This window comes from Roseovarius litoreus, assembly GCF_900142765.1.
Lineage (GTDB): Bacteria > Pseudomonadota > Alphaproteobacteria > Rhodobacterales > Rhodobacteraceae > Roseovarius > Roseovarius litoreus.
In genome coordinates, this window is the sequence record NZ_FRCB01000009.1 from 13,383 (window position 1) to 35,497 (window position 22,115).

18 protein-coding genes are annotated in these 22,115 nt (G+C 62.5%); 6 read left to right on the forward strand and 12 right to left on the reverse strand.

The window, feature by feature from the left end:
* Window positions 1-64 precede the first annotated feature (64 nt).
* The 4 genes from dnaN (at window position 65) to gyrB (ending at window position 5,710) form a co-directional block, all read left to right on the forward strand.
* The gene (dnaN, locus tag F3H35_RS15335; RefSeq protein WP_149780425.1) at window positions 65-1,183 is read left to right on the forward strand and encodes a DNA polymerase III subunit beta; all 1,119 of its coding nucleotides are present in this window, start codon (window positions 65-67) and stop codon (window positions 1,181-1,183) included.
* Between the two features lie 85 nt (window positions 1,184-1,268).
* The gene (gene recF / locus F3H35_RS15340) at window positions 1,269-2,381 is read left to right on the forward strand and encodes a DNA replication/repair protein RecF (protein ID WP_149780426.1); all 1,113 of its coding nucleotides are present in this window, start codon (window positions 1,269-1,271) and stop codon (window positions 2,379-2,381) included.
* A gap of 106 nt (window positions 2,382-2,487) precedes the next feature.
* Window positions 2,488-3,108, forward strand: coding sequence for a LysE family translocator (locus F3H35_RS15345; protein ID WP_149780427.1), 621 nt, complete (start codon window positions 2,488-2,490; stop codon window positions 3,106-3,108).
* Between the two features lie 184 nt (window positions 3,109-3,292).
* Window positions 3,293-5,710, forward strand: a complete 2,418-nt coding sequence (gene gyrB / locus F3H35_RS15350) for a DNA topoisomerase (ATP-hydrolyzing) subunit B (RefSeq protein ID WP_149780428.1) — start codon at window positions 3,293-3,295, stop codon at window positions 5,708-5,710.
* Window positions 5,711-5,807: 97 nt separating this feature from the next.
* Here gyrB and F3H35_RS15355 read toward each other — a convergent pair whose 3' ends face one another.
* On the reverse strand, window positions 5,808-8,180 hold the full coding sequence (locus tag F3H35_RS15355) for a YbcC family protein (RefSeq protein WP_149780429.1): 2,373 nt from the start codon (window positions 8,178-8,180) through the stop codon (window positions 5,808-5,810).
* A 3-nt stretch (window positions 8,181-8,183) separates the two neighbouring features.
* Window positions 8,184-9,734, reverse strand: coding sequence for a proton-conducting transporter transmembrane domain-containing protein (locus F3H35_RS15360; protein WP_149780430.1), 1,551 nt, complete (start codon window positions 9,732-9,734; stop codon window positions 8,184-8,186).
* Window positions 9,735-9,827: 93 nt separating this feature from the next.
* On the opposite strand from F3H35_RS15360, the gene F3H35_RS15365 reads away from it, so the two are divergent.
* The gene (locus F3H35_RS15365) at window positions 9,828-10,691 is read left to right on the forward strand and encodes a LysR family transcriptional regulator (RefSeq protein WP_149780431.1); all 864 of its coding nucleotides are present in this window, start codon (window positions 9,828-9,830) and stop codon (window positions 10,689-10,691) included.
* 6 nt (window positions 10,692-10,697) lie between these two features.
* Here F3H35_RS15365 and F3H35_RS15370 read toward each other — a convergent pair whose 3' ends face one another.
* The 8 genes from F3H35_RS15370 to F3H35_RS15405 all read right to left on the reverse strand — a co-directional run bounded on the left by F3H35_RS15370 (window position 10,698) and on the right by F3H35_RS15405 (window position 20,552).
* Window positions 10,698-11,708: an alcohol dehydrogenase catalytic domain-containing protein gene (locus F3H35_RS15370; RefSeq protein ID WP_223228442.1), complete on the reverse strand. Its 1,011-nt coding sequence runs from the start codon at window positions 11,706-11,708 to the stop codon at window positions 10,698-10,700.
* Window positions 11,709-11,879: 171 nt separating this feature from the next.
* Window positions 11,880-13,193, reverse strand: coding sequence for a M16 family metallopeptidase (locus F3H35_RS15375; RefSeq protein ID WP_188130001.1), 1,314 nt, complete (start codon window positions 13,191-13,193; stop codon window positions 11,880-11,882).
* The gene (locus F3H35_RS15380; RefSeq protein ID WP_188130002.1) at window positions 13,190-14,521 is read right to left on the reverse strand and encodes a M16 family metallopeptidase; all 1,332 of its coding nucleotides are present in this window, start codon (window positions 14,519-14,521) and stop codon (window positions 13,190-13,192) included. Before F3H35_RS15380 ends, F3H35_RS15375 begins: the two co-directional genes overlap by 4 nt.
* 91 nt (window positions 14,522-14,612) lie before the next feature.
* Window positions 14,613-15,140 carry a DUF3035 domain-containing protein gene (locus tag F3H35_RS15385; protein WP_149780433.1) on the reverse strand — a complete coding sequence of 176 codons (528 nt, stop codon included), beginning with the start codon at window positions 15,138-15,140 and terminating at the stop codon, window positions 14,613-14,615.
* 52 nt (window positions 15,141-15,192) lie between these two features.
* Window positions 15,193-15,666 carry a signal peptidase II gene (gene lspA / locus F3H35_RS15390; RefSeq protein WP_149780434.1) on the reverse strand — a complete coding sequence of 158 codons (474 nt, stop codon included), beginning with the start codon at window positions 15,664-15,666 and terminating at the stop codon, window positions 15,193-15,195.
* Between the two features lie 11 nt (window positions 15,667-15,677).
* Window positions 15,678-17,267, reverse strand: coding sequence for a bifunctional phosphoribosylaminoimidazolecarboxamide formyltransferase/IMP cyclohydrolase (gene purH, locus F3H35_RS15395; RefSeq protein ID WP_149780435.1), 1,590 nt, complete (start codon window positions 17,265-17,267; stop codon window positions 15,678-15,680).
* 44 nt (window positions 17,268-17,311) lie between these two features.
* Window positions 17,312-19,057, reverse strand: coding sequence for a heparinase II/III family protein (locus F3H35_RS15400; protein ID WP_149780436.1), 1,746 nt, complete (start codon window positions 19,055-19,057; stop codon window positions 17,312-17,314).
* A 211-nt stretch (window positions 19,058-19,268) separates the two neighbouring features.
* Complete coding sequence (locus F3H35_RS15405) at window positions 19,269-20,552, reverse strand: RsmB/NOP family class I SAM-dependent RNA methyltransferase (protein ID WP_149780437.1); 1,284 nt, start codon at window positions 20,550-20,552, stop codon at window positions 19,269-19,271.
* A gap of 66 nt (window positions 20,553-20,618) precedes the next feature.
* Between F3H35_RS15405 and F3H35_RS15410 the strand changes: the two genes are divergently transcribed.
* Window positions 20,619-20,798, forward strand: coding sequence for a DUF1674 domain-containing protein (locus tag F3H35_RS15410; protein ID WP_007811658.1), 180 nt, complete (start codon window positions 20,619-20,621; stop codon window positions 20,796-20,798).
* Between the two features lie 15 nt (window positions 20,799-20,813).
* On the opposite strand, the gene F3H35_RS15415 is transcribed toward F3H35_RS15410, so the two are convergent.
* Window positions 20,814-21,173: a dihydrodipicolinate reductase gene (locus F3H35_RS15415; RefSeq protein WP_149780438.1), complete on the reverse strand. Its 360-nt coding sequence runs from the start codon at window positions 21,171-21,173 to the stop codon at window positions 20,814-20,816.
* 69 nt (window positions 21,174-21,242) lie between these two features.
* Window positions 21,243-22,061, reverse strand: coding sequence for a 4-hydroxy-tetrahydrodipicolinate reductase (dapB, locus tag F3H35_RS15420; protein WP_149780439.1), 819 nt, complete (start codon window positions 22,059-22,061; stop codon window positions 21,243-21,245).
* Window positions 22,062-22,115: the final 54 nt, after the last annotated feature.

The following is a 22,115-nucleotide window of genomic DNA, read 5'->3' on the forward strand; positions in this document are numbered from 1 at the left end:
AAGGGGATTTTGCTAACGTGCCCCTCCCGGTGCGACGCCGGTATCCTATGCAGGGAGCGAGTGGATGAAATTCAGCATTGAACGCGGCACGCTGCTCAAGGCCGTAGCGCAGGCGCAATCCGTCGTCGAGCGGCGCAACACCATTCCGATCCTTGCCAACGTCCTCATCGAAGCCGAGGGCGACACCGTGCAGTTCCGCGCCACCGATCTCGATATCGAGGTGGTCGACAAGGCCCCCGCCAAGGTCGAACGCGCCGGCGCCACCACCGTCAACGCCGTCATGCTCCACGAGATCGTTCGCAAGCTGCCCGATGGCGCGCTGGTCACCCTGACCGATGACAGCGCCACGGGCCGCCTGACCGTCGAGGCGGGGCGCTCGAACTTCAACCTCGCCACTCTCCCGAAAGAGGATTTCCCGGTGATGGCGTCGTCGGAATATGCCAGCAATTTCAGTGCCCCCGCGCCTGTGCTGCGTCGGCTTTTCGACAAGTCGAAATTCGCCATTTCCACCGAAGAGACCCGCTATTACCTCAACGGTGTCTACATGCATGTCGCCGATGCCGATGGCGGCAAGGTGCTGCGCTGCGTGGCCACCGATGGTCACCGTCTTGCGCGCATCGACGCCGATCTGCCCATGGGCGCCGAGGATATGCCCGGCGTGATCGTGCCCCGCAAAACCGTGGGCGAGCTGCGCAAGCTTCTGGAAGATGACGACATGAAGATCGCCGTCTCGGTCTCGGAAACCAAGGTGCGCTTCGCGACCCCCGACATCACCCTGACCTCCAAGGTGATCGACGGCACGTTCCCCGACTACACCCGCGTCATTCCCCAGGGCAACACCCGCAAGATGGAAGTGGACGCCGCCGAATTCGCCAAGGCCGTCGACCGTGTGGCCACCGTCAGCTCCGAACGCTCCCGTGCCGTGAAACTGACCCTGGACGAAGACCGCCTCATCCTGTCGGTCAACGCCCCCGACAGCGGCGCCGCCGAGGAAGAGCTTGCCGTGGCATACGGCGACGAACGGCTGGAAATCGGCTTCAACGCCAAATACCTGCTGGAAATCGCAAGCCAGGTGGATCGCGAAAACGCCGTGTTCATGTTCAACTCGTCGGGCGACCCCACCCTGATGCGCGAAGGCAACGATACCAGCGCGGTCTATGTCGTCATGCCGATGCGGGTTTAACACTGGCTGTCATGCTTCAGAATAACGGGACGGCAAGCCATGCTTTGCCGTCCCTTTTTCTTGTTCTCTGGACGTAATCGGGCCGATGGGATCTCTCCACATCTCCACACTGACGCTCTCGCATTTCCGCTCGCACAAGGGCGCAAGGCTGGATGTCGATGCGCGCCCCGTGGCGATTTACGGCCCCAACGGCGCGGGCAAGACCAACATTATCGAAGCGGTGTCGCTGTTTTCTCCGGGTCGCGGCCTTCGTCGGGCGGCCGCGCAGGATATGGCCCGCCGCCCCGAGGCGCTTGGCTGGAAGGTGACCGGTATCCTGCACTCTCTGCATCAGCTGCACGAGGTCGAGCTGTGGTCCGAGGAAGGTGCCGCCCGTCAGACCCGGATCGATGGCAAGCCCGCTGCGCAAACCGCCCTTGGCCGGATCGCGCGCGTGCTGTGGCTGGTGCCCAGCATGGACCGGCTCTGGATCGAAGGCACCGAAGGCCGCCGCCGCTTTCTCGACCGCATGACGCTCAGTTTCCGGCCCGATCACGCCGATATCTCGCTGACCTATGAAAAAGCCATGCGCGAACGCAACCGCCTGCTCAAGGATCAGGTGCGCGATGCGCATTGGTATGTGGCTCTGGAACGGCAATTGGCCGAAACCGGCGCTGCGATCCACGCCAATCGCCTGTATGCCCTCGATCAGTTGCGCGAGGCTCAGGCGGAGGCTGAAACAGCTTTTCCCGCCGCCGACCTCGATCTGATCTCGACCGAGGCCGACATGCCGGACACCCCCGCCGATCTGGCCGAGGCGCTCGCCGAAAGCCGGTTTCGCGATCTGGCCGCAGGCCGCACCCTGATCGGGCCGCATCGCGCCGATCTTTACGGGGTCTATGCCGCCAAGGGCGTGCCCGCCCGCGATTGTTCCACCGGCGAGCAAAAGGCCCTTCTGGTCTCGCTGATCCTCGCCAATGCCCGGGCGCTCGCCCGAGATTTCGGAGCACCGCCGCTCTTGCTGCTCGATGAGGTGGCAGCCCATCTTGACGCCGGACGCCGCGCGGCGCTCTATGACGAAATCTGCGCGCTTGGCGCTCAGGCATGGATGACGGGCACCGGGCCAGAGCTGTTCTCGGACCTGGGCGACCGCGCGCAATATATCGAAGTGACCGAAACCGATGGCATCAGCCGGATCGACGAAAGGCCCACCCCGTGACATCACCTGTCCTGCCCCCTCAGCGCGTGACGCTCATCGCCCTTGGTGTCGATGACCTTGAGCCGGCGCGCTGGTATCACTCGGCGCTTGGCTGGACGGCCCCTGCATGACCCTGACCCTGTCCGATCTGGCACTCTATGCCGGTGCGCTGCTGATCCTCTTCCTGACGCCGGGTCCGGTGTGGCTGGCGATGCTGGCGCGGTCGATGTCGGGGGGCTTTCATGCTGCGTGGCCCTTGGCGCTTGGCGTCGTGGTGGGCGATATGCTCTGGCCGTTTCTGGCCATTCTCGGCGTGACATGGATCGTGTCGGTGTTTTCCGGCTTCATGATCGCGCTGCAGGTTCTTGCGGTCCTTATGTTCGTTGGCATGGGGGCGCTTTTGATCCGCAATGCCGACCGCTCCATCGCCGCCGACAGCCGCCTGACCCGCCCCGGCAAATGGGCGGGGTTCATGGCCGGTCTGGCGGCGATCCTCGGCAATCCCAAGGCGATCCTGTTCTACATGGGTGTCTTGCCGGGCTTCTTCGATCTTCAGAGCATCACGCCCCCCGACATCGCCGCGATCGTGTTCTTGTCCTTCGCCGTGCCGCTCGTGGGCAACCTGTCGCTGGCACTGTTCGTGGACCGCATCCGCCGGGTGATGAGCTCCCCCGCCGCGATCCGTCGCACGAACGTCATTTCCGGCTGGCTTCTGATCGGCGTCGGCGTCCTCATCGTCTTCACCTGACCCGCTTTTCGCACGCGCGGCACCGACACGATACCGACGTCATACCGACGTGATACCGATGCGGTTTTTCGCCCCTCTTCCAAGGACCCGAATTGTCGCCCATAACCACAAAATATTGGGGTAAACGCGTGACATCCCCCCTATAAAATCGTATAAAATCATAAAAGTACGAAGGATGACACGGATGGCCGAAGCAGTACCGTCGCCTGACGAATATGGCGCCGATTCCATCAAGGTTCTCAAGGGGTTGGAGGCCGTCCGCAAACGCCCCGGCATGTATATCGGCGACACCGACGACGGCTCCGGCCTCCACCACATGGTCTACGAAGTCGTCGACAACGGCATCGACGAAGCCCTCGCCGGCCACGCCGATGCGGTCAATGTCACGATCCACGCGGATTCCAGCATTTCCGTCAGCGACAACGGCCGCGGAATCCCTGTCGAAATCCACGAAGAAGAAGGCGTTTCCGCAGCCGAGGTCATCATGACCCAGCTTCACGCCGGGGGCAAATTCGACCAGAATTCCTACAAGGTGTCTGGCGGTCTGCATGGCGTCGGTGTCTCGGTCGTCAACGCCCTGTCCGAATGGCTGGAATTGCGCGTTTGGCGCAATGGCAAGGAACATTACGCCCGCTTCGAACGCGGCGATACGGTCGAACATCTGCGGGTTGTTGGTGACGCCAATGGCCGCAAAGGGACCGAGGTTCGGTTCCTTGCGTCGACCGAGACATTCTCGAACCTCGAATACAGCTTTGATACGCTGGAAAAGCGCCTGCGGGAATTGGCCTTCCTGAACTCCGGTGTGCGCATCATCCTGCGTGATGACCGCCCCGCCGAACCTCTGGTGACTGAGCTGCACTATGACGGCGGCGTTCAGGAATTCGTCAAATATCTCGACCGGCACAAAACCTCGATGATCGCAGAACCGATCTCGATCAACGGGGAAAAGGACGGTGTCGGTGTCGAGGTGGCGATGTGGTGGAACGACAGCTATCACGAAACGGTTCTGCCCTTTACCAACAACATTCCGCAGCGTGATGGCGGCACCCATATGGCCGGATTTCGCGGGGCATTGACCCGGACGATCCAGAAATACGCGCAGGAAAGTGGCATCGCGAAGCGCGAAAAAGTCACCTTCACCGGGGATGATGCCCGCGAAGGGCTGACCTGTGTGCTGTCGGTCAAGGTGCCCGATCCGAAATTTTCAAGCCAGACAAAAGACAAGCTGGTCAGTTCCGAAGTGCGACCGGCGGTCGAAGGACTGGTTTACGAAAAGCTGACCGAGTGGTTTGAAGAAAACCCCAACGAAGCCAAGCAGATCGTCGGCAAGATCATCGAGGCTGCGATGGCCCGCGAAGCGGCCCGCAAGGCCCGCGACCTGACCCGTCGCAAGACGGCGATGGACGTGAATTACCTTGCCGGGAAACTCAAGGATTGTTCCGAAAAAGACCCTTCGAAAACCGAATTGTTCCTTGTCGAGGGCGACAGCGCCGGCGGCTCGGCCCAGACTGGCCGGGATCGCTCGACACAGGCTGTTCTTCCCCTGCGCGGCAAGATCCTGAACGTGGAACGCGCGCGATTTGACCGGATGCTGGGCAGTCAGGAGATTGGCAATCTTGTCGTGGCTCTGGGAACCGGCATTGGCCGGGACGAGTTCGATATTTCCAAACTGCGCTACCACAAGATCGTCATCATGACCGATGCTGACGTGGATGGTGCGCATATCCGAACGCTCTTGCTGACGTTTTTCTATCGCCAGATGCCGGAACTTATTGAAAACGGGTATCTCTATATCGCGCAACCACCCCTCTACAAGGTGATGCGCGGCAAGTCCGAAGTGTATCTCAAGGATGAACCCGCGCTTGAGGATTACCTGATTCAGCAGGGCACGGATGATGCGATGCTGCGCCTTGGCTCGGGTGAGGAAATCGTCGGGCAGGATCTGGTTCGGATCGTTGAGGAAGCCCGTCAGACCAAGCGTATTCTTGAAGCGTTTCCAACCCATTACCCTCGCCACATCCTTGAGCAGGCCTCCATCGCCGAGGCCTTCATGCCCGGACGTGCCGATGCCGATTTGCAAGGGGTGGCCGATGCGATTGCGAAACGGCTGGATTTGATCGCGCTGGAATATGAACGCGGCTGGCAAGGCCGCGTGACGCAGGATAATGGCATCCGCCTGACCCGCAGCCTGCGCGGTGTCGAGGAAATTCGCACGCTCGATGGCCCCATCCTCAGGGGCGGCGAGGCGCGCAGACTGGGCCAGTTGACCGCATCACTGCGCGAAATCTATGAGTTTCCGGCCAAGCTGGTTCGCAAGGATCGCGAACAGGCGATTTACGGGCCTCTGGACCTGCTGGATGCGATCCTGAAAGAAGGTGAAAAAGGCCTGACCTTGCAACGGTACAAGGGTTTGGGCGAAATGAACCCTGGTCAGCTGTGGGAAACCACGCTGGACCCGGACGCCCGCACGCTGCTGCAGGTGAAGATCGACGATGTCGCAGAGGCGGATGATCTGTTCACCAAGCTGATGGGCGACGTGGTGGAGCCGAGACGCGAGTTCATTCAGCAAAACGCGCTGAATGTCGAAAACCTAGATTTCTGACACCTCGTCCTGACATAGCGGCACCGATGCAAACGGATGTAACCGGGCCGGGCCTTGCAAGATGCAGGCCCGGCCCGGTTGATTTCGGCGCCAGGGGTCAAGCAACCGAAAGCCGTTCGACCTCTTTGATCAGCGGTATCCAGGACCCGCTGTCATAACGCCACGCGATCTGGCCCTGATCGTTCATTGCACTCAGCGCCAGCCAGCCATTGTCGAACAGCGCCCTGACATCGGGGTTACGGTCCAGTACTGCGGAAATTGCCTCGGTCGGGGCTTCCAGCACCACGTGAAGCCGCAAGGGTTCGTGCCGCAAGCTGTCCCCATCATGCACGGACTGCCACGGCAGACCGGCACGCAGCAGGCCGCCATTACCCTCGACCACACCGATACCGCCGGTGACATTGTGGATCAGCTTGTTGCCCGCCCCAAAGGCCTCGGGTGCGACCGATGAGCCGTAATACTGAAGCGAGATCCAGCTGGCCACGACCACAGGCGCGGTCAGGATCAGTTCCAGCGTGCCGAACCCCTTGTCCGCATGCCAATCGTAACTGTGCAGGAAGCTGCGCCCCCCAAGGTCCCGCCCGACACTGCGATGCCGCGGTGCCGCGATGAACGCGCTACATCCGGCAAGCCCCCATTCGGGACGCAGATCCGACCAGTCGCCGCCCCGCAGCGCCAGTTGCTCGGCATCATTCGCCCGGGGCAGAACCACGGAGCGTTCCAGCCGCGCAATCGCGCCGGCCTTGGCCAGCACCGCTTCGAGGCGCTCGATATCCTTGCCGTGCTCGGGCATGGCCTGATCATGAAACAAGGTGACATGATCGGACACCGTATCATGCAGGCCGGCCACAAAGACGGTATCCTCGGGGATCTCGATCCCCTTGCTGACCAGACCATCGCGCACGACCGGATCATTCAAAAGCGCCGCCAAAAGCCTTGCGTTCACATCGCCTGCATGTCCTCCGCAAGCGCCGCATTGCAAGGCGCTGGCATGTGGTGCGTTCGTGACCGACGAGCCGTGTCCGGCAATCAAAACCACCCGTGCAAAGCCTTCGGTCAACGACATCGCCCTTAGCACCTGTTCTCCGGCGGCGATCCGCGCCTCGTCAGGCAGATCCACACTCGGCGCATCGCCATAGCTGACCGCCTTCACATGAGAGCGGGAATCCTTGACGAGCTTTGCCACATAAAGCGGGCCGGCCGCTTCGACGAAGGCGAAAGCCGACACTGCCGCCATCTTGAAGCGGCCCCAGGCGCGAACGGCCCGCCGATGAAGCCTTTCGGCCCAGTCCGCATCAGGATCACCGGAAGATACAGATGCCAAACCGGGATTCAGAAGAACAGGCGCCCGCATTTCGACGATGTCAGAGGCCTTTGCCCGATGCGCGACCGGCAGCCCAAAGAACCCTGCAAAACCGATGGTTTCGACCTCTGGATCGGATTGTTCCAACGCGCGCCGGAACACCTCGGAGCGGACATCGATGCAGAAGGCCGCCTGAATTGCGGGCCGTTCTTCGGTAGCGTCCGGGCTTGGGGTTGCACTGAGTGTCGCGGCCAGCGCCTCTTCCGAGGCTCTGTCGGCAGCATCTTGAAGGGCTGCGTCAAGGATGTGATCCTTGCTCGGCGCCAAGTCTTCGGCATAAGCCGAAAGGGCCTTGTGCCACTCGGCCTTGACCTTGTCGCCATGGACCTCAAGCAAGGCCGCGTCCCAGACCAGCCGCACCGCCAGCAGATCAAAGCAACTGTCATTGCGTGTGCCGTCCCGCTCCGCAAGCCAGCCTTTGCTGCGGGCAAGCTGTGCCCAGCCACCCAGGGTCATCAGCAGCCGATGGAAATAGAGCGGTGCGGATTGCGGCGCGAGGTCCAGTTTCTCGCAGGCCATGGCAAGCGCCATCCGCGGATCATCGGGCATGGAAGCCACATGCGCCGCAAACCCAGGCAGCCCGGCGATACCCGTGCTGAGATCACGGCTGGCAAAGGCGCGCCATGATGCGAACACCCCGCCCTTGGGTGCAGGCCAAAGCGCCTGACCTTCATCGAAATGCACCGCCGCCCAAAGGCTGATCCTGTCCGCAACGAAACCGGGCCATTCAATGCCTGTCTCTTGCGCGACAAGATCCGCAACCGTAGGAAGCGCGGTTTCGATCGGCGTGGCCCGCTTGGCGGCGTCCCGCAGATCGGCCACCGTCACGCCTGCGCTCGATGCCGCAGCCGCAAGATGACCCTCCTTGATCCGGTCGTCCGCGATCCGCGCGGCATAGTCGCTGCGCTCGGGGAAAATGCGAATCCCGGCCGTTTTCGATAACCGCGCGGCCGTCAGCGCCCGCGACTCGTGCAGCTGTCCGAGGAATGGGTTCACAGCGACCGTGGCATCCAGAGGAAAGGCCGGGGGAATCTGAGCGATTGCGCCTTTTGCAGCGTTGAACAACTCAAGCGTGGCACCCGGAAAGTTGAGATACTGAAACGTCATGGTTTATCCTTTCTTCGGAGCCCAACGTCCGGTCATCCGGTCGCTGAGTGCATTGAGATAAAGACCGTTCATCAGGTGAACCCGCATACCCGTTGCGGCGGGATGTCCTGCCCAAAGCGGGAAGGTGGCCTGTGCGATGGCGGCAAGGCCAAAGCTTGCAACTGCCAGAACGATCACTGCCCAGATCAGCCCGTCCGGCACTGGCGGCGGTGGAAGCGTTCCTGCAGACAGGGCCGTCGAGCCAGCCTGAAAGCCGAAATAGGCCAGTGTCGCAAAGCCCGACATCACGGCTGTGCGCCAGGTCAGCGCCCGAGGTGCTGCATCCGCAAGCCCCTGCGCAATCAGATACGCCACGCCGAAGATGAGGATCGCACCAAGCGCGATGGCCTGTGGCGGTTTTTCCCACATCACGAATCCTGCACCGATACACAGGAAGATCGCCAGCGAGATCGCGAAAGCCTTGGTCACGGCCTTGAGCCCGGGAACAGCGACCGGTCCGGGCCTGCGGATCGACGCGACCTGCTCGACAGCACCTCCTGACGCCAGGAAGGCATGGGCCTTGTAAAGCGAATGCGCCACGATATGCAGCAGCGCCAGCGGAAACAGGGCGAGGCCGATCTGCAACACCATAAACCCCATCTGCGCACAGGTGGACCATGCCAGCGCCGTCTTGACCGAGGGTTGCGTCAGCGCAACCGCAGCACCGACCAGGGCGCTGAAGCCGCCAATCAGGGCCAGAAGCGCAAGAACACCCGGAGCCGTCAGAAGGACATCGGCAAATCGGATCAAGAGGAAGCCGCCGGCATTGACGACACCGGCATGAAGCAGGGCTGATACCGGCGTGGGGGCTTCCATGACCTCGGTCAGCCAACCATGTGTCGGGATAAGCGCCGATTTGAACACAGCCGCAACCGACAACAGCACCGCCGCCAGCCAGACGGTACCGGGCACGCTGCCAGACCGGGCGGCTTCGGTGATCGTGGCGATATCGGCGGTACCAAACCCCTGGATCAATATGCCTGCAGCAGCCAGCAAAGCGCCGCTTCCGATGAGGCCGCAAACGGTTTTCTTCCTTGCGGCGCGCTGCGCCTGTTTGCGGTCAGGATAGAACAGCAGCAACCGGTGCAGGCCCACGCCCACGGCCACCCATGCAACGACCAGTTGGACAAGGTTGCCCGAAGTCACCAGCAGCAGAACGCAGGCCAGGGTGACGGACATGCCGATCATGAAGCGCCCGTGCCGCGCCTCGCCGTCAAGGGCCGTGCGCGAGAACCGAAGCACCACCCAGCCGACAAACGCAACCGTCAGCGCCATACTGACGCTCACGATATCCGTGCGTACCGAAAGCCCGGCGCCGCCGACCCCTATGACAGGGCTTGTGCCCGGGCCATTTGCCCAAAGCATGAAGCCTGTCGCCACACCAACACCAACAGCGACCAGCGCCGCCCATTCGGGCAGGCGAAGGGACCAATGCGCACGCGGAGCGGGCCTGAGATACAGCGCGAGTGCGGCCATCAAAAGGGCGAGCGGGGCAAGAAAGGGAAGCAGCGACATGAAAACCTCCGAAATGATTTCAGCCGGTTTAGCTGCGTTGCGGCATAAGTAAAAATACATTGTAAAGCTAATATCGTTCTATAAAATGGAACTATGGCGGATTTGAATTATCATCACCTGAGGTATTTCCGGGCCGTGGCGCATGACGGCAACCTGACCCGTACCGCCGAACGTCTGAACCTGTCGCAATCCGCGCTGTCGACCCAGATCAAGCAGCTCGAAGCGCGCATGGGGCACAAGCTGTTCGAGCGGCAAGGGCGGGGGCTCGCCCTGACCGAAGCGGGGCGGATCGCGCTGGATCATGCCGACAGGATTTTCACGGCGGGTGACGAGCTTATGGCCACCCTGAACCGAACCGGCGCTGCGCGCCAGCCTATCCGGATCGGCGCCCTTTCGACACTTTCGAGAAACTTCCAGCTGGAATTTCTGCGCCCCATCATAGGGCGGGATGATCTTGATATCATTCTGCGATCCGGTGGCGCGACGGTCCTTCTCGAAGCGCTGCAATCGCTGACTTTGGATGTGGTGTTGACCACCGAACCGCCGGGACGCGACGCTTTTTCCGGATTCACCTCGCACCGCATTTCAGAACAGCGCGTGGGGGTCTACGGAACGGCCCGACGGATGCACCATACGTCTCTGGGATCCCTCTTGGCCTCCGAGCCGGTGATCCTTCCCACGGAAAGTTCGATCAGGACCGGATTTGACAGCCTCACCGCGCGTTTGGGTGTGACCGCGCAAATCGCCGCCGAGGTGGATGATATGGCTATGGTCCGCCTTCTGGCCCGAGAGGATGCGGGACTTGCCATCACGCCTGCGGTGGTCTTGGCCGATGAGATCGCCAACGGTCTGCTGCAAGCCGCCCCGTTCGATCTGGATATCGTCGAAAGTTTCTATGCCGTGACGGTCAATCGCAGCTTTCCCAACCCGGTGGTGAAAGACCTGATCGGGCGCTGATGCGCGTCAGGGGATCACCACGATATTGCCGACATGTCGCTTTTCCTCGAACGCGACCTGGGCCTTGACCAGATCGCGTAGAGCATAGGTTTCGGCCAGAAGCGGTTTGATCTCACCGCGTTCGATGTATGTGACCACATCTGCAAAAATATTGGCGGGTATGACAGTCGATCCAAGAAGCGTCAGATCCCGTAGATAGACCTGGCGCAAGTCCAAAGTCACGTCCGGCCCGGCGATCGCCCCCGAGCAGACATAGCGCCCGCCGCGTTCCAGCACGCCGATCAACTGGGGCCACAAGGAACCGGCGACCACATCGGCGATTACCGTTACGGCTTCGTTCCCAAGCGCCAAGCGCAGGTCGTCGGGCGCGCGGGGCAGGATCAGGTCGGGCTCCAGAACGCCGAGCTCCGCGTGTTTTTCTTCGGATGCAAGCGCGATCACTCGCGCTCCGCGTCTCTTGCTCAACTGCACCAAAGCGCTGCCAACCCCGCCCGAGGCCCCCGGCACCAGAACCGTATCCGCAGCACTCACATCGGCCCGCGCCAACATGGCCTCGGCGGTGGTATAGCTGCACTGGAACGTGGCCAGTTCCGCGTCACTCAGCGGGCTGTCCACGATCATCATGTTGCGGGGATCGACCCGTGCATACTCGGCGAACCCGCCGTCACACTCGCTGCCGAAATACACCGTGCGGTTCATGTCCTCGGGCGCTTTCCAATCGCGCTGCCAGCCGTCGATCATGACCCTTTTGCCGATGAGGCTGGGGTCCGTCCTGTCGCCAACCGCCGCGATTGTGCCGACGGCATCAGCCCCTTGGATCAAAGGGAACCGGATCGGGCGGCCCGACCAGCCGGTCTTTCCATACCACCCGCTGCGGGTATTCACATCGGTCGCATTGAGGCCACAGGCACCGATCTTGACAACCACCTCGCGTGGACCGGGCAAGGGTGTGGGCCAGTCCTCGTGCCACTCGTATCTGTCCGGTCCGCCATGTCCTGTAAGGACCATGGCTTTCATCGTCGCTGGCAGAAGCATCCCGCGATATTCCCTTGTCCTCGTGTCATGTCGTCGTTTGTCCACGATCAACAGCCATGCCGCGAAGTATAGGGATCCGGGAGCGCCTGAAAACAGGGGCATGCGCCAAATCGGCGCCGAACTGCGTCAGACCGGGCCGTAAGGCCCGGACTGTCAGTTGATTGACGAGGTCACGCCAGCCGGTTGGCCCACAACCACAAATGTCAGGCGCGACGGGTCCAGAAGTTCTTGGGCGACCCGGTTCACGTCTTCCAGCGTGACCGCGTTCACCATGTCGTTCCGGTTGGCGATGTAATCCGTGGACAGGCCCTGCATCTGCATGTTCACGGCAATCCGCGCGATCGGGGCATTGCCATCGAACCGCAAAGGATAGGCGCCTGTCAGGAAGGTTTTCGCGTTTTCCAATTCTTCGGCGGTAACCCCGGTATCGCGCATCCGTGCCCATTCCGAACGGATCACGTCGATCGTCTCGGCGATCCGATCATTGGCGGATGCAACGCCACCCATCCACAACTCGGCGCTGTCGCGATCCATGAGGTAGGACGAAATCCCATAAGTCAGGCCGCGTTTCTCGCGCACTTCATGCATCAAACGGCTTTCAAACGAGCCTCCACCAAGAATGTGGTTGAGCACAAAAGCGGGAAAGAAATCGGGATGTTCCTGATCTATACCGGGTTGCGCGAAAACGGCGACCGCCTGAGGCGTCTCGAATTCGACAACCTGAATGCCGCCGGGCAGGTTGAGGTCGGCAACCCCCGGCAACGGCGCGCCCTCGGCCGGCAGATCGAGAAGCAGACCGTCGAGCAAGGCAACAAGCTCGTCGCGGGTGATGTCACCAACCGCGCTGACGTAAAGACGGTCGCGGGTCATGGATGCCTGATGGGCGGCAACGATATCCTCACGGGTCAGGCTGGCCACGCTTTCCAACGTCCCGGAAAGCGAACTGCCATAGGGATGGTCGCCAAAAACAAGCGCATCAAATGCCGTGCTGGCGATGTCCTGAGGGTCTTTTTCGCTCGACCTGATGCCGGAATTCACCTGCTCGCGGACACGGTCGATGGCGTCCTGATCGAACCGCGGATCCACAAGGCTTTTGCGTAGGAGGGCAACGGCCTGATCCCGATTTTCGGTCAGAAATCGCGCCGAAACGCTCAAGGTGTCGTCCGAAACGTCATACCTGAAGGACGCGGCAAGCGCCTCGGTCGCGCGGGCAAAGGCGCGGGAATCCATGTCTCCTGCGCCTTCCTCCAGAAGACCGACCATGAGATTTGTAACACCGCGCTTGCCTTCGGGGTCCAGTGACGCGCCGCCTCTGAACCGCAATTCAAGCGCGACAAAGGGAATGGAATGATCCTCGACCAGCCAAGCGTCGATGCCGCCCGGGGTCGTCACTTCCTCGATCTCGATGGTCGCCCATGCGGGCATGGCTGCGAAAAAAGCGGCGAAGGCAAAAACAAAACGCATCATTGGGTCACCTCGGGTGCTTTCAGCCATCCGGTTACCGACTTGTCACGGTCGAACACCTCGCGTGCTGCCTCGACGATCTGCTCGGGGGTCACCGCCTGCAGGATATCCGGCCAAGCCTGGACATCCTCGACGGTCAGTCCTTGGGTCAGTGCGCGACCATAGCGATTGGCCAGCTGGCCGACATCGTCACGTGCATATATCTGCGAGGCGCGGACCTGCATCTTGATCCGCTCCAGCTGTTCGGGATCGACGCCGGTTTCGAGGAAGCTGACGATCACTTCGTCCATCGCATCCTCGGCCTGCTGCAAGGTCACACCCGGAGCCGGGACCACGACCATCGTGAAGGTCGTGTCATCCAATGACGTGCCCCAGTAATATGCCGCGGTATTGACCGCCCGCTGCGTTTCGAACTGCAGCTTTTCCGCCATCAGCGACGTCGTTCCGCCCCCGAGGATTTCTGCAAGAAGCGTGAGCGCCGCCGCTTTTTCCTGCTCACCGCTGTCTCGTTCAGGCGCAAGATAGGATCGGGTGACATAGGGTTGCGCCACGCGCGGATCTTCGAAGATCATCCGCCGCTCGGCCATTTGCCTTGGCTCCTGCGGGCGGCTTCGCTCGGGCAGGTCGGGATTTGCAGGGATCTTGCCGTAATGCGTTTCGGCGAGCGCACGCACCTCGTCGGGCTCCACGTCGCCGGCGACGATCAGGACCGCATTGTTCGGTGCGTAATAGGTCTTGTAGAAACCCAGAGCATCCTCCATCCCAAGATTGGACATCTCGTGCTGCCATCCGATGATCGGATCGCCATAGGGATGGTTGAGATACTGCAACGCGCTTTTCTGCTCGCGGAACAGACTGGCGGGATTGTTTTCGACCCTCTGGTTGCGCTCTTCGATGATGACGTTCAATTCCGTCGCGATGTCTTCTTCGGTCAGACGCAGGTTGACCATGCGGTCGCTTTCCATCTGCATCATCAGCCCAAGCCGATCAGAGGCGACGCGCTGAAAATATGCGGTGTAGTCATAGCTGGTGAACGCGTTATCCGAGCCGCCGTTCTTTGCCACAGTCGCCGAAAACTCGCCCGGCTCCAGCGTATCCGTGCCCTTGAACAGCAGGTGTTCGAGATAATGCGCGATGCCCGATGATCCGGGCGGCTCATCCGAAGAGCCGGCACGATACCAGACCATATGCACGACGACCGGCGCGCGATGGTCTTCGATCACAACCACATCCATTCCGTTATCCAGCGTGAAGGAGGTGACCTGATCCGCGGCTGCCACCGGGAGTGCGGCCGCAACCATAAGGCTCAAACTGGCAATCAACTGGCGCATCGAGCGTCTCCGTTTCCCTGCAGGTGTCGTGCAGTAGATACGGTGCCGCGACGGCGAATCAAGCGTCTTGACGCGGATGTGAGCGGCTGCGTCAGTCTTCTTTCGGCGGCGCGCTCGGTGTATCTATGCCGCTGCGGCGTAGGCGTTCTTCTTCGGCGTGGGAATCCAGCCACTGATCCTTGTAGGCGTCGGCGTAATTGTCACGGGGGCCGAAGCGCAGAACGTTGACGCGCCCATAGCTGCGCCGGATATCGGCATCTTCCGCCGCCAGCGTTTCACGAATGGCCGGTTGTGTCCCGTTGCGCGAGGCATAGCGCAGCAATCCGGCATCTGACGCTGCAGGCGTGGTGACAGCCAATGCCGCCGGGTTTCCGCCAAGTGCGGCCACGCCGTCAGCCTTGGGATCCTGGTCGGTCAGGTTCCGTGCTCCCGGGGTCGGCGCAGGCAGCTCCGAATAGCTTTCGGGTGTCTGAAGGGGTTTCGAGGGCAAGATCGAAAACTCGTCCGGCCCGTCCCCGGTGTTCGTGAGGCGGGTCAGCGTCACGTCTTCGCCGCGGTTGCCGCAGGCGGTCAACAGACCCAGTGTGACGATCATTACAGTGCAGCGCGGCAAGATCATTGCCAGTCTCCTTGGATGTCGCCGACAGATGTATCGTATCCTGAGCCCGAGGTCACGCGGCGTTTTTCTCGGGCGGCGTGAACAGAACCAGCCCGATCGCACCGGCAAAAACCGAAATGTCGGCCACATTGAAAGCATAGGGATTGTTGAGCCCGCAGCAGGACATGTTCAGGAAATCGGCAACCGCACCATAGATGATCCTGTCGATCACATTCCCGATCGCGCCGCCCACGAGCAGTCCGGCCGAAATCGCCTGCCAGCGACCACCGGGCTCTCGATGGACCCACCACAGGACTCCGCCTGAAATGAACAGCGCCACTAGGATCAGCGCCCAACGGGTTGTCGGACTATCCTGCGACAGCAGACCGAAATTGATCCCGTAATTCCACGCCATGCGCAAATTCAGGTAGGGCGGAAACACGTCGATCGCACCAAGGCGCGCAAGGTCGAGACCATGCACGATCCAATACTTGGTCACCTGATCCAGGATGAAGATGAAGATCGCAACCCAGAACACCAAACGCATAACCTGTCCCCTTAATGCCGGAAATGGCGCATGCCGGTCATGACCATGGCAAGCCCGGCCTCGTCGGCGGCGGCGATCACCTCATCGTCGCGCATCGAGCCACCGGGCTGGATCACTGCTGTGGCGCCGGCTTCGGCAGCGGTCAGAAGGCCGTCGGCAAACGGGAAGAACGCGTCGGAGGCCACGACGCTGCCTTGGGTCAACGGGGCGTCGAGGCCCAGTGTCGCGGCCATGTCCTCGGCCTTGCGGGCGGCGATCCGGCAACTGTCCACACGGCTCATCTGTCCGGCGCCGACGCCGACGGTGGCCCCGTCACGGACATAGACGATGGCGTTGGATTTCACATGCTTGGCGACGCGCCAGGCAAACAGCATGTCGGCCATTTCGCGATCCGTCGGCGCGCGTTTGGTCACGACCTTCAGATCGCTTTCCTGCAAGCGGCCATTGTCCTTGTCCTGCACCAGATATCCACCCGAGACCTGCCGTAGCATCAGACCCGCCTCGGCGGGATTGGCCAGACCCGGCGTCGTCAGAAGGCGCAGGTTCTTCTTGCTGGCAAAGACGTCCCGAGCCTCCTGATGGGCGCCGGGCGCGATCACCACCTCGGTGAAGATCTGGCAGATTTCCTCGGCGGTTTCACGATCCAGCGTCATGTTCAGCGCGATGATCCCGCCGAAAGCCGAGGTGCGATCGCAGTCGAAGGCGCGGGCATAGGCCTCTTTCAACGTCGCGCCACGGGCCACGCCGCAGGGATTGGCGTGCTTGATGATCGCGCAGGCCGGACCGTCCTTGGGAAGAAACTCGCTTACCAGCTCGAAGGCGGCATCGGTGTCGTTGATGTTGTTGTAGCTCAGTTCCTTGCCCTGATGCTGGGTGGCGGTGGCGACGCCGGGGCGATTGCTGCCATCCACGTAGAAGGCAGCGCGCTGATGCGGGTTTTCGCCATAGCGCAGGGTTTGTGCCAGCTTGCCCGCGACGGCGCGACGGCGCGGCGCTTGCTCGTCCAATGCATCCGCCATCCAGGTGGAGACCGCCGCATCATAGGCCCCGGTGCGCGCATATGCAGTGAGCGCAAGGCGCTGTCGGAACGCATAGCTTGTCTGTCCGTCATTGGCGGCAAGTTCGTCGAGAAGTGGTTGATAATCCTCGACATCCACGATGACATTGACGAATGCGTGGTTCTTGGCCGCGGCACGGATCATCGCGGGACCGCCGATGTCGATATTCTCGATGCAGGTGGCATAATCGGCGCCCTTGGCCACGGTCTCTTCGAACGGGTAGAGATTGACCACCAACAGATCGATGGGCTGGATGCCATGTGCGGTCATCGCGGCCATGTGCTGATCGTTGTCGCGCAGGGCCAGAAGCCCGCCATGCACGCCGGGATGCAGGGTCTTTACACGCCCGTCCATCATCTCGGGGAAGCCGGTGACATCCGCCACATCCCGAACGGTCAGACCGGCCTCGCGCAGGGTCTTGGCGCTGCCGCCGGTGGACAAAAGTTCAACCCCCCGATCGGCAAGGGCCTGTCCCAGTTCGACCAGTCCGGTCTTGTCGGAAACGGAAAGAAGGGCTCGGCGCACGGGTGCGAGATCGGTCATGGGCAGCGGATCCTCGGGTCTGTCTGTGTCAGTCTAGGGTCGGTTCAATCGATGTCGGTCACCGGCTCGAGCGTGTCTTGTGCCAGGTCGCGGATGCCGATCGGCGTCTCCTGCGCCTTGGCGAGTGACCATCTTGTGCGCGTCGCATACTCCATCACGCGACCGGATAGAACGATTTGTTTGGTCGCACGCGGCTTGAGGCGGTTTTTTTCAAGATAAACACTGGGTTCAAGCGAAAGTTTCACTGTTCCATCGGACCGGAACACCCAGATCTCACCGCTTTTGAGGGCCATGGACACGGCGGCCCCTCCCATGTCGAGGCTGGCATCCACATCGGGGTGCAGGTGGAACCGGATCTCGAACGTGACGCCCTGTAGCGTCACCGCATCCATTGCCTTGTCGAAACGGCGGCGGTCGGTTTCGTTGAGCGTCAGCAACATGTCCTCACCGGCCAAGCCGCGCCCGTCGAAGGTCAGATCGAGGCTGCGGGCATGGGTGAGGCCGTGACTGGCCGCATACCCGTCATGCCCACCCTCGAAGCGGATGCCATCCGAGGCGCGGCTGAGCTTGACCGGCACGTTTCGGGGGGCGTCGATCAGCAGGGCATGCCGTTCGGAGCCCTTGTTGAGCCGGGCGCTGGACCGGCCGGCAAGGACCAGGGTGGAGTGCGACGGTGTGGCGCGGCCCGCGCGGCGCCATTGCAGGCCGAAGCTGGCGCCGGAGCCGCAGTTCACGATCAGCGGGCGGCGGCCCGAGGTCAGCTCGAACGCAAGTGTCGAGGCATGGGCATTGCCCGAAGCCTTGCCCGAAGGAGGCGGCGCGGCGTCCACGATGATCGAGGTTCGACCGGCGCTGAGGCGAGCGTAACCCATTGATAAACCGTCAGGTTGCCGTGTCTTGACGCCGCTGTTGGCAAGCGCGTTGTCCAGCCGGCCCTCAAGCCCTTTGCCACCGCCATGAAACCGCGCCAGCCCGCCATCGGCATGGCGCAGGGTGCGCAGGGTGGGGGCGATGCGTTCGATGGCGGACCAATGCGCCTCGGACGGGGCGCGCCCCGATTCGGAGAGTGCGACCGAGGCCCATGTCAGCAGGGTGAAAACCTCGAGCAATTCCTCGGGGTTACGGGTGGGTAGGCCACCGGCGTCGTCGATCTGGCGGTCGCATTCGCGGGCCAGGGCCGCCACGGCGGGGGCGATATGGGTTTCCATTCCCTCAAGCGACAGTCCGGCATAGACAAGCCCGGTTAACGCTTCGAATCGAGGCAGGCCGGGGCGCGCCGCCTGCCAGCGGCGGCCAAGAAAAATTGTTTGTTGTGCCAAGGACTTGTAAAAGACCTGGGTGCGGTCGGCGGACTGACCGCTGAGCACGAAAAGCGCGTGATTGATCCAGCGGATCAGCCTGCGGCCCGCCAGATCCGGGGTCCAGCCGGGGCCGCGACCGGCGCCATAGCGCTCAATCCATGTCCAGAGCCAATCCTGAGCACAGGATCGGCAGCGCGGATCGGCGGCGGCGGCCAGATCATCGAGCCAGCCAAAGCCGTGCATCGCATCCGCAAAAGCCGCATCAGGCGGATCGAGATCCCAGATGTTTGTGTCGGGCTGCTGCAAAAGATGGCCGGAAAACAAGAAGTTGCCGGCGGCTAACTGCCTGCCGCGCGCATAGCTTCCGATGGTGCGGGGTTCGGGCTGTGACACGAAGGCGGTGATCGGGCGCGACCAAGTGGCGCGTCGGGCGGCGGCGCGGTTCATGAGGCGCGTCCAGCGCGCCGACAGGGTATCGGGTTGTAACATTTACCGTGCCTCTGCACGCTCTTGCTGGCGTTGTGGCGGAACTATAGCCGCCCAGACCCGCCAAGTCACCGACGGATTGCACGCGGCAGAGACAGCTGTGTACGAGTTGTACGAAACCGACACGCATTCAGGACCAAATTCGAGTCCAAGCCGCAGATTTGTGTCCATCCCGTACGCAAATCGGCCCAGGCCTGCCCGGATCGGACCCGGATCAGGACGCCGGAGCGGGCCGCAGACAGGCGATGTAGAAGCCGTCCATCCCGCCAAGCTCGGGCCAGTGATCGGGACGCAGGCGCAACCCGCCCTCGTCGGTGATCCATGCAGGGTCGATCCCCGGCAGGTGGGCTGTGGCGTCCCGGTCGACCGACAGGCCGGGATGACGACCGAGCGCCTCGTCAACCTGGCATTCACCTTCGTCCGGTAGAAGCGAGCAGGTGCAGAACACCAGCCGCCCACCCGGCTTGAGAAGGGACAGAGCATGATCCAGCATCGCCGCCTGCAGCGCGATCAGCGCGCCGAACTCGGACCCGTCCTTGGCGAAGGGCAGATCGGGATGGCGGCGGATCGTGCCGGTGGCCGAACAGGGCGCATCCAGCAGCACCGCGTCATAGGGGCCGCCCGCATGTTCGAGCGCGTCGCCGGTGATGCAATTGGCCGAATATCCACAGCGTTCAAGGTTCTCGCGCACACGGGCCATGCGTTTCTCGGACAGATCAAGCGCCGTCACATCGGCCCCGGCGGCGCAAAGCTGCAGGGTCTTGCCGCCCGGTGCGGCGCAGAGATCCAGCACCGCCTCGCGCGGTTGGGGGTCCAGCACCCGGACGGGCAAGGCGGCGGCGGCGTCCTGCACCCACCAGTCGCCCGACATGTAACCCGGCAGCGCCGAGACCTGCCCGGCGTCGGACAGGCGCACCGAGCCGGTGGGCAACAGCGTGCCCTGCAGGCGTTCGGCCAAGGCGGCGGCATCTTCGCGCGCGGTCAGATCGAGCGGCGCACCGGCGAATTGCGCCTGCTCCATCTGCGCCACGGCCCCGGCCCCCCATGCAGAAACCAGCGGTTCGCGTAGCCATCGCGGCAGGCGCGGCACCCGAAGATCGTTCCAAGTGCCCGGCCCGTCAGCGGCCATCTTGCGCAGCACCGCGTTGATCAACCCCTTGAGGTTGCCATAGCGGCGGTGAGAGCCGACGATGGCCACCAGATCGTTGACCACGCCATGCGCATCGCCGCCCATGCACAGCTCGACCGTGCCGAGACGCAGGATGTTGAACACATGCAGCGGCGGGGGTTTGCGCAAGTGACGCTTGAGCAGACGGTCGGCGCGCTCGATGCCGCGCAGCGTGTCGGTGGCAAGGCGCTGGGCGCGGGCGCGGTCAGCGGGATCGAGCCGGTCCAGCGCCCCGGAGGAGATGAGATCGGACATCAGCCGCCCTTCGCCCAGCACCTGATCGAGCAGATGGACCGCGCTGCGGCGGGCGGACGGTGCGGGCTGTGACATCTGGCATCCTTGGCTTGGGGCAAGGCTGGCATATATCAAGGGGCGAAGAGCAAAGGAACCCCGACGATGAGCGATGACATCTCCGATCTGCCGCCCGCCGCGCAACGCGCCCTGGCCGAGGCCGAGGAACGTCGGCGCAAGGCCGAAGCGCTTGATCTGCCCAAGGAACTTGGCGGGCGGCGCGAAGGGCTTGAGCCCGTGCGCTATGGCGACTGGGAGAAAAAGGGGCTCGCGATAGATTTCTGATCGCGGGCCGCTTGGCTATTGCAGACGAAGATCGGCGTAATCGCCGGTTCCCTGATCGGAAATGAAGCGCAGGGTCCGATCCTTGACCTGAACCGCCTGACAATTGTCGCCGATCTCGTAATCGCCCCAATAGATGTTGCGGCAGAAATAGCCCGAGCGCCAATCCCATGCGCCGGTCACGTTCCGACCGAAGGCGCGACCCTTGATCTGGCCATCATCGGTCACATCAAGCTGGATGCCGAAGCGCGTGAGCTTGCGCCCATCCACCAGCGAGACGAATGTCTTTTCATCCGATATTTGCGCAAAACCTTCAGCGGCAGCGGGCAGGGGTGCCGCGACGGTGAAGCTCAGAAAAGTGAGGGCATAGAGACGCATAATCCACGGTCCTTCACGCTAACAAACGAGTCGGTGATGGATACTATACGGGTCAGCGCCCCATGCGGATCAATTTTCGTTGAGCCCCAGCACATCCATCATGTCATATTCGCCGGGTTTACGCCCCTGACCCCAGAGGGCCGCCTTGAGAGCGCCGCGCGCGAACACCGCGCGGTCGGTGGCGATGTGGCGCAGGATCACACGCTCGCCGGTGGCTGCAAACATAACGTCATGTTCGCCCACGATATCTCCGCCCCGGATCGCGGAAAATCCGATATGGCCGCGCTGGCGCTTGCCGGTGATCCCGTCACGGCCCCGGTCCGAGACGTCGTCAAGCCGCACACCGCGCCCAAGGGCCGCCGCCTCACCGAGCATCAGGGCGGTGCCCGAGGGGGCATCGACTTTCTGGTTGTGATGCGCCTCGATCACCTCGATGTCGAAATCCTCGTCCAGGGCTGCTGCGACCTTGCGGGTGAGCTGCACCAGAAGGTTGACGCCAAGGCTCATGTTGCCGGCGCGGATGATGGTGGCGTGGCGCGCGGCGGCGCCGATGGCATGCAGATCGTCATCGCTGAAGCCGGTGGTGCCGATCACATGCACGCAGCGCGCCTGAGCCGCGATCCCGGCAAATTCCACGGTGGCGGCGGGGGCGGTGAAATCGATCACCGCATGGGCGCGGGCAAAGGCTTCGAGCGGATCGTCCGTCACGGCGAGATTGATCGGCGCGCCACCCATCGCCTCGCCCAGATCGCGTCCGATCCAGTCATGCCCCGTGCGTTCCAGCGCGCCCACCAGCCGCGCGCGCGGACTGTCGAGCACGGTGCGGATCAGCATCTGGCCCATGCGCCCCGAGGCGCCGGTGATCACAATGCCGGGCAGGTCTGTCATGTCGCGGTCTCCGGTTGGCAAACGGGTCTGGTGTCTGGTGGGTTGTGTAACGCG

Bases quoted from the DNA above. Each gene is read 5' to 3' on its own strand.
- dnaN (WP_149780425.1), top strand. From the start codon at position 65: ATGAAATTCAGCATTGAACGCGGCACGCTGCTCAAGGCCGTAGCGCAG.
- recF (WP_149780426.1), top strand. From the start codon at position 1,269: ATGGGATCTCTCCACATCTCCACACTGACGCTCTCGCATTTCCGCTCG.
- F3H35_RS15345 (WP_149780427.1), top strand. From the start codon at position 2,488: ATGACCCTGACCCTGTCCGATCTGGCACTCTATGCCGGTGCGCTGCTG.
- gyrB (WP_149780428.1), top strand. From the start codon at position 3,293: ATGGCCGAAGCAGTACCGTCGCCTGACGAATATGGCGCCGATTCCATC.
- F3H35_RS15355 (WP_149780429.1), bottom strand. From the start codon at position 8,180: ATGACGTTTCAGTATCTCAACTTTCCGGGTGCCACGCTTGAGTTGTTC.
- F3H35_RS15360 (WP_149780430.1), bottom strand. From the start codon at position 9,734: ATGTCGCTGCTTCCCTTTCTTGCCCCGCTCGCCCTTTTGATGGCCGCA.
- F3H35_RS15365 (WP_149780431.1), top strand. From the start codon at position 9,828: ATGGCGGATTTGAATTATCATCACCTGAGGTATTTCCGGGCCGTGGCG.
- F3H35_RS15370 (WP_223228442.1), bottom strand. From the start codon at position 11,708: ATGAAAGCCATGGTCCTTACAGGACATGGCGGACCGGACAGATACGAG.
- F3H35_RS15375 (WP_188130001.1), bottom strand. From the start codon at position 13,193: ATGATGCGTTTTGTTTTTGCCTTCGCCGCTTTTTTCGCAGCCATGCCC.
- F3H35_RS15380 (WP_188130002.1), bottom strand. From the start codon at position 14,521: ATGCGCCAGTTGATTGCCAGTTTGAGCCTTATGGTTGCGGCCGCACTC.
- F3H35_RS15385 (WP_149780433.1), bottom strand. From the start codon at position 15,140: ATGATCTTGCCGCGCTGCACTGTAATGATCGTCACACTGGGTCTGTTG.
- lspA (WP_149780434.1), bottom strand. From the start codon at position 15,666: ATGCGTTTGGTGTTCTGGGTTGCGATCTTCATCTTCATCCTGGATCAG.
- purH (WP_149780435.1), bottom strand. From the start codon at position 17,267: ATGACCGATCTCGCACCCGTGCGCCGAGCCCTTCTTTCCGTTTCCGAC.
- F3H35_RS15400 (WP_149780436.1), bottom strand. From the start codon at position 19,057: ATGTTACAACCCGATACCCTGTCGGCGCGCTGGACGCGCCTCATGAAC.
- F3H35_RS15405 (WP_149780437.1), bottom strand. From the start codon at position 20,552: ATGTCACAGCCCGCACCGTCCGCCCGCCGCAGCGCGGTCCATCTGCTC.
- F3H35_RS15410 (WP_007811658.1), top strand. From the start codon at position 20,619: ATGAGCGATGACATCTCCGATCTGCCGCCCGCCGCGCAACGCGCCCTG.
- F3H35_RS15415 (WP_149780438.1), bottom strand. From the start codon at position 21,173: ATGCGTCTCTATGCCCTCACTTTTCTGAGCTTCACCGTCGCGGCACCC.
- dapB (WP_149780439.1), bottom strand. From the start codon at position 22,061: ATGACAGACCTGCCCGGCATTGTGATCACCGGCGCCTCGGGGCGCATG.